A 14,348-nucleotide genomic window follows, 5' to 3' on the forward strand; every position below is an offset into this window, starting at 1 on the left:
ATTAACCCCTTTAAAATTTAACCATGTTGTTAAAAAAATCCCTAATAGCCCTATTTGTAACCTTATTTTTCATTTCATGTAGCGACAATGACTCTGAAAACCTAATCTCTGGAGAAAACGCCACGATTACACAACAAATCCATAAACTTGTTAATCAACATAGAGCTAGTATAGGTAAATCTGAACTTACTCTTAATAACGAAGTTTCAGTAATAGCTCTAAAACACACAAAATATATGATTGGGATTAGCAAAATTAATCATGATATGTTTGATGACCGATTCAAAGAAATGCAAAATTTAGACAATGCAAAAAGCGCTGCAGAAAATGTAGCTTCTCATCAAAAAACAGCTGAAGAAGTTGTTAACGCTTGGCTAAATAGTAGTGGACACAGAAAAAACATTGAAGGTAACTATACCCATACAGGAATAGGCGTTGAAAAAAATAGTGCTGGACATTACTATTTTACACAATTATTCTATTCTAAATAATTTTATAAAATCATTTAGCATTATGAAAACTTACGATGTTGTTATTCTTACAGATAGTAAACACTTAAAACCTGTTGAAAATAACAACATCGTAAAAAATGTAATTGACGAAGACAACTACATTAAAATTGCTTTAGAAAAACTTAATTTAAAAGTACTTCGGTTACCTTGGAATGATAAAAACTTTGATTGGTCTCAAACTAAATATATACTGTTTAGATCTACTTGGGATTATCATAAACACTTTCAAGAATTTTCAGATTGGTTAAATAAAGTTAGTAAGCAAACCATCTTATTAAACTCTGAAAGTATAATTAGATGGAATATCGACAAGCATTATTTAGTAGATTTGCAAAAACGAGGAGTTCATATATGCGAATCTTACTTTATAGAAATAGGTGAAACTAAAAACCTAAAAAGTCTAGCTACTCAATTTAACTTATCGGAATTTGTTTTAAAACCATGTGTTTCAGGTGGTGGAAGACACACTTATAAAATTAATTCAAAAAACATAGAACAATACGAAGAAACATTCTCTCAACTAATAAAAGAAGAGGCAATGATACTTCAACCTTTTCAACAAAATATTATTGACAAAGGAGAAATTTCTCTTGTAGTAATTAATGGAAGGTTTACACATGCTATTTTAAAGACAGCAAAAAAAGGAGACTTTCGAGTACAAGACGACTTTGGAGGTACTATTGAAAACTACACACCAACTCAGGAAGAAATTAATTTTGCTGAAAAAGCTATAAAAGCTTGCAAAGAAGAACCTATTTATGCTAGAGTAGATATTTTTACAGATAATAATGGTAAATTAGCTATCGCTGAATTAGAGCTTGTAGAGCCAGAATTATGGTTTAGAAAACAACCAGAAGCAGCAAACAAACTAGCAGAAGGAATTAAACAACTACTAAGTTAAACATGAAGAAGTTTTTAAAAATTTTCGGAACAATAATTTTACTTTTAATTATTGGACTTACTATTTTTTACTACGTAAACAACGAAGGTTTACCTGAAGGAAAAAGCAACAAAGAAGCTGATGTTTTAGCTAATAAAATGCTAAAAGCATTAAACTATGAAACATATAAAAATACTCGTTTTTTAGAATGGAGCTTTAGAGGTAAACATTTTTATAAATGGGACAAACAAAAAAATATTGTTGAAATTTCTTGGGATAAGAATAAGGTTATTTTACACACAAAAAACCAAGCAAACAGTAGTGTATTTATCGACAACAAACAAGTTGACGCTCCAAAAACATTAAAAAAGGCTATTGATTATTTTAACAACGATAGTTTTTGGTTAGTTGCACCTTACAAAGTTTTTGAAGCTGGTATAGAGCGCAAAATAGTACAGCACGAAAATAAGGATGCTCTTATGATTACATATACAACTGGAGGATCAACTCCTGGTGATTCTTATTTATGGATTTTAGATGATAACTATAAACCCATTGCATATAAAATGTGGGTATCTATTATACCTACAGGAGGCATGGAAGCCTCTTGGAATGATTGGACAACCACTCAATCTGGAGCTATTTTACCTACTAAACATGAACTCTCAATTGGAACATTATATATGGGAGATGTAAAAGGATATAACTAACCCTTTTTATCATTATAAAGTTTCAAAAATATTAGTAATACTATAAGATTCTTATTTTACAGTGAACAAAGCTATTTTACAACCAGATGTTCAATTATACATCCAACAAAATTTAAAAACTGATATTAATAAACTGATTTTAAAAGGAAGTCCTTTTAACAATATTACTATCCAAGAATTAGCTAATCAGATTGTAGCCAAACAAAAATCTGAAAAGAAATTACCTACTTGGTTTAATACTCAGAACATCTATTACCCGGAAAAATTAAGTATAGAACAAACATCATCTGAAATAACCGCCGAGTATAAATCGAATCTGGTTTCTGGAGATACTATCATTGATCTTACTGGTGGATTTGGAGTCGATTGTTTAGCTTTTTCTAAAAATTTTAAAAAGGTTATTCATTGCGAAATTAACGAACAATTATCTGCAATAGTAAAATACAATTATGATAAACTAGGTATTACAAATATTCAAACTATAGCTCAAAACGGAATTGATTTTTTAAAACAGTTTAACGAAAAACTAAACTGTATTTATATTGATCCTTCTAGAAGACACGACATAAAAGGAAAAGTATTTTTACTTAAAGACTGCCTTCCTAATGTCCCAGAAAACATTGATTTCTTATTTACAAAAGCCAATAAAATACTCATTAAAAATTCACCAATATTAGACATTACATCTACTATTAATGAATTAAAATTTGTAAAAGAAATTCATATTATTTCACTAAAAAATGAAGTGAAAGAATTATTATTCCTACTAGAAAAAAACCATAAAGAATCAATTCAAATAAAAACACATAACCTACTGAATAACAATATTCAATGTTTTGATTTTATTTACAAAAACCAATCTACAGAAACCTATTCTTCACCACAGAATTACCTATATGAGCCAAACGCTTCAATTTTGAAATCTGGAGGATTTACAGAGGTTTCTTATCAATTAAAAATTAATAAACTACAACAACATTCTCACCTATATACTTCTGAAGAATTAGTAGAAAATTTCCCTGGTAGAATATTTAAAATAAATAATGTTTACCCTTACAATAAAAAGAAAGTCAAAAAATTTATAAAAACAGAAAAAGCTAATATCACCACTCGAAATTTCCCTAAAACAGTAGCTCAAATACGACTAGAAACTAAAATTAAAGATGGCGGTGACACCTATCTATTTTTCACAAAAAACCTTAACAACGAACTAATTATAATAGATTGTAGCAAAGAGTAATCAAACTACTACAATATATTTTTCTTTTTTTCGTTGTGCATTAAAGAAGGTTACCCTATCTGGGTGTGTTTTGTTTATAAGGGGTGATAAAACATACCGAAAGGCCTTGGCCTCAAACAAGGCTTTTCAATTCACTTACTTTTAAGTACATTTGTTTACAGCATGAAACAAGCAAGTACCTATCAATCCATAAAATTATCCAACAATCAAGTATCTGAAATTGAAGATAGTCTTGTTATTGAAGCTCCTCTTCAGATAAATATTAATTCAGAATCTTACACAGTTGTTATGAGAACTCCTGGAGATGATAAAGAACTTATTAGAGGCTTATTATATGCTGAAGATATTTACAAAAAAACTTCAGATTTAAAAATAGAAACGATTGAAGAAAACAAAGACTTTTCATCAATTTTAAATGTTTTTATCCCAAAAGAAAAACTAGGTAAAGGGTACTTAAATAAACGCACTTTACTTTCTGTTTCATCCTGTGGAATTTGCGGAAAAAAAGAAATAAAAGATTTAAAAACAGAAGATAAACCTCTTACTAAAAAACACAAAGAATCACTTCACATAAAAGACTCAATGTATTTGAAAATGAACAATATGCAGAAATTATTTTCAATTACAGGCGGTAGTCATGCTTGTGCACTTTTTGACAGAAAACAAAACCTTTTAACCATAAAGGAAGACATAGGTAGACATAACGCAGTAGATAAGTGTATTGGTGATTTATTAAATAAAAATCTTTTAAAATCGACCAATTACATGCTAGTAAGCGGACGTGTTTCTTACGAAATAGTTTCCAAAGCTTTTCTAGCAAAAATACCTATAATAATTGCTGTTTCAGCTTGCTCATCTTTGGCCGTAGATTTTGCCAAGGAATTTGGTATTTGCTTAATCGGTTTTAGCCGAAACAACAAAATGACAATATATTCTAATCCTCAATATATAAATTATGAGTGATAAAAAAATACACGCTCAACCACCGGAAGAGCTAACAGGAATTAAACTAATTGATATTCCAAAAAAAGCAGTTGGAACCAAAGCTATAAAATCTGCTTTAAATCATGTTTTTTCAGAAACTGGAGTTAGTAAGGGAATTAGCCTACTTCAAAATCTTAACCAAATAAATGGTTTTGATTGTCCAGGTTGCGCATGGCCAGATCCAGATGAAAAGAGAGCTTTTCTTGCTGAATACTGTGAAAATGGAGCTAAGGCAGTTGCTGAAGAAGCTACAAAAAACAGGGTATCTCCCCTATTCTTTGCTACACATTCAGTTCAAGAAATGTCTGAATGGTCTGATTATAAAATTGGAAAAAGTGGTCGCATTACGCACCCTATGATTTTAAGAGAAGGATCGAATAATTATGAAGAAATATCTTGGGAAGAAGCTTTTAACCTCATAGGTAAAGAATTAAATAGCTTAAACTCTCCAGATGAAGCTATATTTTATACTTCTGGAAGAACCAGCAATGAAGCTGCTTACTTATACCAATTATTTGTTCGTCAATTTGGTACAAATAACCTACCAGATTGCTCTAATATGTGTCACGAAAGTAGCGGAAGTGCTCTATCTGAAACACTTGGAATTGGTAAAGGATCTGTAACCTTAGACGATTTTAATCATGCTGATTTAGTTATTGTAATGGGGCAAAACCCAGGAACCAATCACCCAAGAATGCTTACAGCATTAAGAGATACCAAAAAAAATGGTGGAAAAATAATGACTATTAATCCATTACCTGAAGTTGGATTAATGAATTATGTTGATCCTCAAAACCCTTTAAAATGGTTAGGTTCTGGTGACAAATTAACTGACTTGTTTCTTCAAGTAAAAATAAATGGAGATGTAGCTTTATTGAAAATCATTTTAAAATTGATGAAAGAAAAAGAAAACAAAGAACCAAACACTGTTTTCAATCATCAATTTATAAAAGAAAAAACGCATGGTGTAGATGAATTTTTAAATGATTTAGACAACTATACCGTAGAAGAGTTGCTACCTCAAACTGGCTTATCTATTGAAACCATTAAAGAAGCTACAGAGTTAATTATAAATAACGATAAGATTATAATCTGTTGGGCAATGGGATTAACTCAACATAAAAATGCTGTAGACAATATTAGAGAATTAGTCAATCTACTTCTTTTAAAAGGTAGTATTGGTAAAAAAGGGGCTGGTACCTGTCCTGTTCGTGGGCATTCCAATGTACAAGGAGATAGAACCATGGGAATTTGGGAAAAGCCAAAAGATTCATTTTTAGATAATCTAGAAAAAGAATTTAACTTCAAAGCTCCTCGCAAACATGGTTATGATGTAGTTGCAGCTATTGAAGCGATGCATAAAAAAGAAGCTAAAGTATTCATTGGTATGGGCGGTAACTTTATTTCAGCCACACCAGATACTGAATACACAGCTGAAGCGTTGAGAAATTGTAATTTAACCGTTCAAGTTTCAACAAAACTAAATAGAAGTCACTTAGTTCATGGAAAACAAGCCTTAATACTTCCTTGTTTAGGACGATCTGAAAAGGATATTCAAGCTAGTGGAGAACAATTTGTTTCTGTAGAAAATTCTATGGGAGTTGTACATCAATCTAACGGTCATTTACCACCATCATCTTCAGAATTACTTAGCGAACCAGCTATTGTAGCAGGAATTGCCGAAACTACTTTAAAAAACTCTACTACTGAATGGAAATCATTAGTTACTAACTACGATTTAATTCGAAATAAAATTGAAGCTACCATTCCTGGTTTTGACAATTATAATAAACGAGTTAGAAATAAAGGTGGGTTTTATCTTCCAAACAACGCAAGAGATAATAACTTTACTCCTACAGCAACAGGAAAAGCTAACTTTACTTTAAACTTACCTTCAGATGTAGCTTTAGATAGCAATCAATTTATGTTAATGACTATTCGTACTCATGACCAATACAATACCACTATTTATGGATTAAACGACCGTTATAGAGGAGTTTTAAATGAGCGCAGAGTTATTTTTATGAATCCAGATGACATGAAAAACCAAGGTTTATCTAAACTTGACAAGGTAAATTTAGTAAGTCATTTTAAAGGAGAAAGAAGAATTGCAAACGGATTTTTAGTTATACCATATAGCATACCAAGACAGTGTACAGCTACATATTTTCCTGAAGCTAATGTTTTAGTTCCAATACAAAGTAAAGCTAGAATTAGCCATACTCCAGCCTCTAAAACAGTAATAATAACTGTTGAAAAAGACTAATTAAAAAAGATTTGTATTTTAGTAAAATAATTTAACATTAATTAACCACCAATTATGCCTTTTATAGAAGAAGAAAAGTTTAAGTTAATGCAAGAAGACTTAGACAATTCAAAATTAAAAAGAGAAGAAGCTGAAAATGAATTAAGCCAAGTTCAAGAAGAATATGACTCTTTTAAAAAGAAGTCTAAAATTATTCCTATTGTCTTAGGCCTTTTATTAGGAGCTTCTTTAGCAGCTACTTATTATTTTTACACTAACAATGGTGGTAGCTCTTTTTCTTCTACTGACGAAATAGCTACTATAAAGAAAAATGAAGCTCTTAGAGTATTAGACAGTGTTAAAAGAGCACAAGCTAGAGCTAAAAGAAAAGCTAGAGCTCAAGCTAAATCTGGAGATGCAGTTAATACCAATAACGATGAATCTACCAGTAACAGTTCTTTAGACATTAGCAAAGCTGCTTCTGATGTGTCAAAAAAGACTTCTGGAAAAACTATATATTCAGTACAAATAGGTGTTTTTTCTAAAAGAAATCACCCTCTATTATCTTCAAAAACAATTCCTTCAACAGTTACAAGTTCTGATGGATATTTTAAATATTCTATAGGTTTATTTTCTACTTTAAAAGAAGCTAAAAAACTACAAAGAGAATTAGTAAAAGTTGGATTTGATGATGCATTTGTAGCTTCATACATAAACGGTAAACGTCAAAAAATACACAATTAAAACAAAACATATTTAATGCTAAATAAAATTAGTAAAAGAGCACTCATATTAGGCTTAATAATGAGTGTTCATTTTTTTTATGCCCAAACTAACATACCAACTAAAGAAACTCAAAAAGGTTTTGGGCAATTAGATTTTTTATCTATAAAAATGCCTGGAAATGAAGAAAATATGGATTTTACAGGGCTTCATTATAATTTAAAACTTAATGATTGGAGTTATGCAGGACTTGGATTTTATGGAGCTGTTGGCGGAATTAGAGGTGGTTTTTTCACTTTAGGAATCAATGCTGGTATTCAACAAAAAATAACAAAAAACTTATTTTTAGATACTGGTTTCCATTTCGGTGGTGGTGGTGGTGCTGCTGCTCCTGATGGCGGTGGAGCTTTTATTTTACCTCACTTTAACTTAGGTTATGATTTCAAATATTTTTCTGCTACTGCCGGTTATAGTTATATCAACTTTTTTGATAAAGGTGACATCAATAGCAGTCAGCTTAATGTTGCTGTACAAATTCCTTTATCTTTTGATTTTGCTAGCTTTAAAGAAAGAGAACAATCTTTTTCAATAGAAAATCTTACCAATACTTCGTGGGATCAAAAAAGAAACAGAGCTTCTTTATTAGTTCATCTTAACAATCTTTCTGTTACTAAAGGAAATCTTAAAGGAAAAACCATACGCTTAGCTGGTTTTGAATTTAATTCTTATTTGAATGATAATATTTTCTTTTTTGTAAAAGCTGATGGAGCTTACCATGGAATTAAAGCAGGTTATATGGACATCTTATTAGGAGGAGGTTATCATTTATCTATGAATAAAAATAGAACTAATATTTTAGCTAAATTCGGTGTTGGTGCCGGAGGAGGTGGCGGTGTAGATACCAAAGGAGGTTTTTTAATTTATCCTGACATCTCTATTGAACAAAAATTATTTGATAACATTTATGGATCAATAAATAAAGGATATTTAATGAGTCCTGACGGACACTTCACTTCCTCTACTCTAGGCTTTGGTCTTAAATATTATATTGACAAAGACGGTATAAAATCTGAAGAGAATAGTTTTTCTACAGCCAAACTTAAAGGTTTAGAAACAATTGTAAAACATGATTTATATTTCAATGCAGCTAGAGATACAGGAATAAATCAAGATATGCATCAGATATCTTTACAAATTAACTTTTTCTTCAATAAATATATCTATGGTGCTGGACAAACTTCCTTTGCTAATTTTGGTGACGCTGGAGCATATGCTGAAGGAATTGTTGGTTTAGGAGTACAATCAAACTCTTTCTTTAACAATACTACTTCTGTATTTTTACAAGCATTAGCAGGAGCAGCTGGTGGAGGTGGAATTAGTACAGGACAAGGTTTAATAATTAAACCAAGTGCTGGTGTTAATTACAAACTAACAGACAAACTTAATTTACGAGCAGGATTAGGATATGTTAAAGCTCGTGGAGGAAGCTTAAGTAGTTCTTACCTAAATTTCGGAATCAGCTACAATTTCTCTTACTTAAGTGCTAAATAAAAACCTAAAAAACTTAATATTCTTCAAATTAACACATAAATAGTAATCATATATCTAAAAAAAACCGATTATATTTTGATTTACATCAAAATATAATCGGTTTTAATATTTCATTTTTGACGCATAGAAATTTCTAGCAATTAATTATTAATCAAACTAATTAAAAAAATGAAAAAAATCACCCTTCAAATTTTATCATTATTAGCTATAACAACCTTAATAACAAGCTGTAGTGATAATGAAACTTCTTTAAATCAAGATACACAAATACCAAAACAAATCTTAACTAAATTAAAAGACTTTAACATTAACACAAACAATGTTACTCTATCAAAACAACACTTACCTGATGGCACTTCGAGAGATAGATATCTTGTAGAAGGCGACATATACTTAAGTCATGAGCAAATTATGAACTTTGAAAAAGTCGGTCAACATTTAGGCAAAAACTATAGAACAAGTAATTTAGTAGACAGAGGTACTATTATTAATATAATGGGATATAATGCTAATGATGGTTATGGTTTATCTTCAAGAGAACAAACGGCATTAAGAATGGCTGTAGAAAACTATAACGAACTTAATTTAGATATTCAATTTAATTTAACTTTTGGTACAAATTATTCTCCTCAAGACATGCTTGTTTACGTAGATGCAAATGCTGTTGGCGCTGGAGGATCAGCTGGCTTTCCTTCTAATGGAAAACCTTATAAATGGGTAGAAATTCACGGTTTAGGAAATTTTAGTCTTGATGTAATTGAGCATGTAATTACACATGAAATTGGTCATTCTGTTGGGTTTAGACATACCGATTGGCAAACTAGACGAAGTTGTGGACAAAATGTAAACGAAGGACAAGCTGGTGTTGGTGCTATACCTATACCTGGTACAACAGCTGGTTATGATCCAACCTCTTTAATGCTAGCATGTTTCAGTAGTAATTCTTCTGGGGAATTTAACCAAAATGACAGAATTGCCTTAAACTACCTGTATTAATTATAATTTCTATATAAATTTTATCTTTATAAAAGAGACTTTGTTTTAAACTAGTCTCTTTTTTTTATATTTTGCAGTAAATAATCAATTGTCCCTCAACCCTTATGCTAAAATATATCTCTACACTATTCTTAGTATTCTTCTACTCTATTCTTTTGTTTTCTCAAACCAACACAATTTTAAATGAAAATGAATTAATAGATTTAAAAAAGAAATTTTATTTAAATAGAAAAATCGGAATAGACAGTACTTTATTTTACATGAATAAACTTGTTAAAACCAACAACACCCCCTATAAAACTTTTGCATATTCCGCCATTGAATATATAAAAACAAGAGAAAAACAAATTGTAGATATTAATTTTTTTAAAGATAGTATCTCTAAATATCTACCCAAAATTTCTTTAAAAAAAGAGAATTATAATATCTTATTTGATATTCACATACTTTTAGGAAATACTAAAAAACGAAGAGGACTTACTAAACAAGCTTTAAATGATTATATAAAAGCAGAAACCTATGCTATTGAAGCAAAAGATATAGAACGAATCATTAAAATAAAAGGAAATATAGCTCTTATATACCAAGACATGGAAGAGCTCAATGAAGCTCTATTAAAAATTAAAGAAAAACACCTCTTATTAGAAATAAGTAAAGAAAAATTAGGTAGTAAGTTTCAAATCAACAAACTTAAAACCTCTCTTAATATTGGTGCTATTTATGCTACAATGTATAAAAACGACACTTTAAAAAAACAGTATGCAGATTCATCTTTACACTATTACAATTCTTCACTAAACACTAAGAACCTTAAAGAAAACTCTTATTATCAAGGAAGAATTTATTACGGCTTGGGAACTATTTACTCTTTAAAAAAGGAATACTCCAAAGCTAATCTTTATCTTGAAAAGAGTTTAGAGATTTTTCATAAATACAAATCATATTCTTATTTATATAAAGGCTATTACAATATTGCTGTTAATTATTATATGGCTAAGGATTTTAAAAAAGCTAAAAACAACTTTCTAAAATCACTTCAAATAAAAAATGACACACTATTGGATTATAATTATATGCATGCAAACAATTATTTATCTAAAATCTACTTAAATCAAAAAAAAGTAGACTCTGCTAATTATTACTTAAATACCTTTTTAAATGCATACAATAAAATATCTACCAGAGAAAAGGAACAATTTAAAGAAGCTTATAAAACTGCCAAGGAAATTAATTTTACAAAAAAAATTAATGCCCTTAACAAAGATAATAACGAAAGAGCTTTTTACTACAATATCATTGTTATTAGTTTAATTCTAATATTAGGATTTACAAGCTTTTTTGTTTTCAAAAATATAAGAGAAAAAAAGAAAGCCAAAGCACGTTTAAACGATTTGTTAACTAGAGTTTCTCAAAAAGAAAAAGATACTACTACAACTAGTGAATTAAAAATAAAAGATGAACAACACCAACAAATTATTAAAGGTTTATCTAAAATTGAAGAAAAATTATATTTTTTAAAAGATGATTTTAATCTATATAATGCTGCAAAAAAAATTGGTACTAACACCACTTATCTTTCTAAAGTAATAAAAGAATACAAAAAAATGAGTTTTAGCGAATACACTAATGAGCTCAGAATTAATTATATTACTAAAAAACTAAGTGAAGACAAAAAAGTTAGAGCTTACACAACCCAAGCCATTGGTGAAATTGGAGGTTATAAAAATGCTAAATCCTTTACTCGAATTTTTAAAAAACACACAGGAATAACTCCTTATCAATTCATTGAAAAAATTGACAAGGAAGTTATTTTTTAAAATAACATTTAAACCGTTAATACAGGTTCAAAACAATAATTTTTCTTTTTATCCCATTCACTTCCTGGAGGCGGTGGCGGGAAACAATCCTCTTCTCCATCTGTATCTGGGCCTCCTCCTAACTTAGATCCCTTTGCCATAATATTTCGTTGTTCAATTCTAGTAAGTTCATAAGACTCTAAAGTGCTAATTGATAATAATTTCATGATTAATTAATTTAAGTTAGTTCAATTTATATTTTTTTAACTCCAATTTTGCTAAATTCTAAAACTCAATTACAAAAACAACTCAAACCTTTACAAAACAACATTTTAACTATTGTTTTCTTTGTCATAATTTTTAAATAGTACCTACCTTTTTTATAAATCACAACCTTCTTTTCTTCCTTTATCATATTTAACCTTCAATATTTGTAATTCAATGAGAAACCTGAAAAGCATTAAAAATAGAGTAAGGAATAACTAAATCAAATCAACTAATTATGATAAAATCAATTTCAAATCTTGGTATTATTTTAAACAAAGCAAATCAAAAGTCTATTAACGGAGGTGGTCCGGGATCTCCCTTTTGGTGTAAGAATAGAGACAACTGGGGACCTAACCCTGTTGCTTGTACCCAAAATGAAATACCTGCATACAATTTTTCTTTAGGATACTGCGTGTGCATGCCTACAAAAGTAGATATGTAAGTAAGAGTTACCGAAACATATTTTCACGATAACTCTTCATTAAAATAATAAAATACTAGTAACCTACAAATATCTATAGGAAGCTGAAAATATAGATATTCAATCAATAAACAACCTTAGAGTAAGCATACTAACTAAATTTTAATACAATGAAAAAAACATTTTTTTTATCTAAAGGAATTGAAAAATTTTCAAACTTAGAAATTAATGATTTATCACCTATTAGAGGAGGTGCTGTAGGCATACCTTCTGATGATATTATTTATATTCCTACTGGTGGTGGTGGTAGACGTTGTCCTGATGGATTAGTTTGGAGTGACAGATTAGGCAAATGCGTTAAGATACTAGAAGCTGATCCAGTTCATGATTTCATAAGAAATTAATCTTTATTTCTCAAGGAGGTTATTAAACATCATAACCTCCTTGTTATCTTTTAACCAACTATAAATTATGGATTTCAATTCTTTAGCTATAAAAGTTGCCAGCAGATGTAATCTCAATTGCTCATATTGCTTTATGTACAATTTAGGAGATACAACTTATAAAAAACAACCTAAGTTTATGTCTACTAAAATTGTTGATAACATTATTAACAAAACCAAAAAATACATACAAGAGTACAATAAAAAAGAGTTCTCTTTTCTTTTTCATGGAGGAGAGCCTCTACTTGCTCCAAAACAATTTTTTATAGACTTTGTATCTAAAGTTAAAGAAATTCAAAATGAACTCGATGATGTAGTTTTTTCTTTTGATTTACAAACCAATGGTGTTTTACTTGATGAGAGCTGGATTCATTTATTTAAAGAATTAAACATTTCTCCAAGCGTTAGTGTAGACGGCACTAAAAAAGCTCATGATATGTTTAGAGTAGACCACAAAGGAAATGGAAGTTATGATAATGTTTTTAAGGGAGTTTCTCTTTTGAAAAGTGAAATGAACTTTGCTGACATTGCATGTGTGATTAACACAAAAGAAACACCTCTAGAAGTATACAACAGTTTTAAAAAAATGAGAGCAAGTTATGTAAACTTCTTAATACCTGATTATACTCATAACAGCTACCCTTATGACAAAGAAAAAACAATAATGGGCGATTGGTTAATCGAATTATTCAATATATGGATTAGCGACCAAGATCGATATAAAATACCAATGTTTTTAGGATTGTTAAACTCTTTAACAATGCTTAATGAAAGTTCTAAAAATGAATCTACTGTATTAGTTATAGAAACTAACGGAGAAATTGAAGCTATTGACTCTTTAAAAGCTTGCGGTCATGGCTTTACAAAAACTGGTTTTAACATTAAAGAAAACAGCTTTCAAGATATTGAAAAAACTACTTTAGGGAAGCTATATTTTAACAACATTGAAGCCAAATTATGTAAACAATGCCAAGAGTGTCCTTTAAATGTAATTTGCAAAGGTGGTAGATTGGTACATCGATACAGCAAAGAAAATGGATTCAACAATCCATCAGTTTACTGTAAAGACTTAATTAAACTTATAGCACATATACAAGGGTACTTTATTTCTTGTTTTCCAGATTTACATGAAAAAGAAAACGTAGAAAAAATTAATCCTATAGAAATTATTAACTATCTAGATTCAACCGATTTTAACAAAAACTTCTATTACAAAAAAGAATTAGAATCTTTTTCAGAGAAAAATATGATAATCGCATAAACCTACTAAAAAACTTTCTTTAAAAAATTCTAATAAAATGCGGAACCTGAAAAGCATAATATAGAGTAAGGACAAATAAAAACGATTAACCATGTTAAAATCAATTTCAAATTTAGGTACTATCCTAAAAAAAGATGAACAACGAACTATTAACGGAGGACAAAAACAATGTCCTCGTGGCTGGGTTTTAGATTGTGACTATTACGGTTGCTGGTGTATAAATCCAAACGAAAGAGATGATGATCATTTAGGACCAAGTGTATAAAACAATAGGACTTAAACTTTAATAGTTTAAGTCCTATTTTATATATTATTCAGG

15 protein-coding genes are annotated in these 14,348 nt (G+C 29.5%); 14 read left to right on the plus strand and 1 reads right to left on the minus strand.

The features are described from left to right. Nucleotides 1–23: 23 nt before the first annotated feature. The 10 genes from MHN29_RS17540 to MHN29_RS17585 all read left to right on the plus strand — a co-directional run bounded on the left by MHN29_RS17540 (nucleotide 24) and on the right by MHN29_RS17585 (nucleotide 11,658). On the plus strand, nucleotides 24–491 hold the full coding sequence (locus MHN29_RS17540) for a CAP domain-containing protein (RefSeq protein WP_235273679.1): 468 nt from the start codon (nucleotides 24–26) through the stop codon (nucleotides 489–491). A 22-nt stretch (nucleotides 492–513) separates the two neighbouring features. Continuing rightward, nucleotides 514–1,413, plus strand: coding sequence for a RimK family alpha-L-glutamate ligase (locus tag MHN29_RS17545; RefSeq protein WP_235273680.1), 900 nt, complete (start codon nucleotides 514–516; stop codon nucleotides 1,411–1,413). 2 nt (nucleotides 1,414–1,415) lie between these two features. Further along, on the plus strand, nucleotides 1,416–2,102 hold the full coding sequence (locus tag MHN29_RS17550; RefSeq protein WP_235273681.1) for a hypothetical protein: 687 nt from the start codon (nucleotides 1,416–1,418) through the stop codon (nucleotides 2,100–2,102). A 61-nt stretch (nucleotides 2,103–2,163) separates the two neighbouring features. Further along, on the plus strand, nucleotides 2,164–3,342 hold the full coding sequence (locus MHN29_RS17555; RefSeq protein WP_235273682.1) for an RsmD family RNA methyltransferase: 1,179 nt from the start codon (nucleotides 2,164–2,166) through the stop codon (nucleotides 3,340–3,342). Between the two features lie 162 nt (nucleotides 3,343–3,504). Continuing rightward, nucleotides 3,505–4,305: a formate dehydrogenase accessory sulfurtransferase FdhD gene (gene fdhD / locus MHN29_RS17560; RefSeq protein WP_235273683.1), complete on the plus strand. Its 801-nt coding sequence runs from the start codon at nucleotides 3,505–3,507 to the stop codon at nucleotides 4,303–4,305. Further along, nucleotides 4,298–6,592: an FdhF/YdeP family oxidoreductase gene (locus tag MHN29_RS17565; protein ID WP_235273684.1), complete on the plus strand. Its 2,295-nt coding sequence runs from the start codon at nucleotides 4,298–4,300 to the stop codon at nucleotides 6,590–6,592. Before fdhD ends, MHN29_RS17565 begins: the two co-directional genes overlap by 8 nt. 54 nt (nucleotides 6,593–6,646) lie before the next feature. Beyond that, entirely contained in the window at nucleotides 6,647–7,315 is a 669-nt protein-coding gene (locus MHN29_RS17570; protein WP_235273685.1) for an SPOR domain-containing protein, read from the plus strand. Nucleotides 7,316–7,330: 15 nt separating this feature from the next. Then, nucleotides 7,331–8,845, plus strand: a complete 1,515-nt coding sequence (locus MHN29_RS17575) for a hypothetical protein (RefSeq protein ID WP_235273686.1) — start codon at nucleotides 7,331–7,333, stop codon at nucleotides 8,843–8,845. 168 nt (nucleotides 8,846–9,013) lie between these two features. Continuing rightward, entirely contained in the window at nucleotides 9,014–9,841 is an 828-nt protein-coding gene (locus MHN29_RS17580; protein ID WP_235273687.1) for a M57 family metalloprotease, read from the plus strand. A gap of 104 nt (nucleotides 9,842–9,945) precedes the next feature. Next, nucleotides 9,946–11,658 carry an AraC family transcriptional regulator gene (locus MHN29_RS17585; RefSeq protein WP_235273688.1) on the plus strand — a complete coding sequence of 571 codons (1,713 nt, stop codon included), beginning with the start codon at nucleotides 9,946–9,948 and terminating at the stop codon, nucleotides 11,656–11,658. An 8-nt stretch (nucleotides 11,659–11,666) separates the two neighbouring features. Here the strand turns inward: MHN29_RS17585 and MHN29_RS17590 are convergent, their stop codons facing one another. Then, a complete protein-coding gene (locus MHN29_RS17590) occupies nucleotides 11,667–11,864 on the minus strand; it encodes a hypothetical protein (protein ID WP_235273689.1) in 198 nt (65 codons plus the stop codon). 275 nt (nucleotides 11,865–12,139) lie between these two features. Between MHN29_RS17590 and MHN29_RS17595 the strand changes: the two genes are divergently transcribed. From MHN29_RS17595 to MHN29_RS17610, 4 genes are all read left to right on the plus strand, one after another. Further along, on the plus strand, nucleotides 12,140–12,346 hold the full coding sequence (locus MHN29_RS17595) for a hypothetical protein (RefSeq protein WP_235273690.1): 207 nt from the start codon (nucleotides 12,140–12,142) through the stop codon (nucleotides 12,344–12,346). A 149-nt stretch (nucleotides 12,347–12,495) separates the two neighbouring features. Further along, entirely contained in the window at nucleotides 12,496–12,729 is a 234-nt protein-coding gene (locus MHN29_RS17600; protein ID WP_235273691.1) for a hypothetical protein, read from the plus strand. A 67-nt stretch (nucleotides 12,730–12,796) separates the two neighbouring features. Further along, nucleotides 12,797–14,029 carry a radical SAM protein gene (locus MHN29_RS17605; RefSeq protein ID WP_255689120.1) on the plus strand — a complete coding sequence of 411 codons (1,233 nt, stop codon included), beginning with the start codon at nucleotides 12,797–12,799 and terminating at the stop codon, nucleotides 14,027–14,029. A gap of 91 nt (nucleotides 14,030–14,120) precedes the next feature. Continuing rightward, a complete protein-coding gene (locus MHN29_RS17610) occupies nucleotides 14,121–14,294 on the plus strand; it encodes a hypothetical protein (protein WP_235273693.1) in 174 nt (57 codons plus the stop codon). Nucleotides 14,295–14,348: the final 54 nt, after the last annotated feature.

The organism is Tenacibaculum sp. Cn5-46, from assembly GCF_022347705.1.
Lineage (GTDB): Bacteria > Bacteroidota > Bacteroidia > Flavobacteriales > Flavobacteriaceae > Polaribacter > Polaribacter aiptasiae.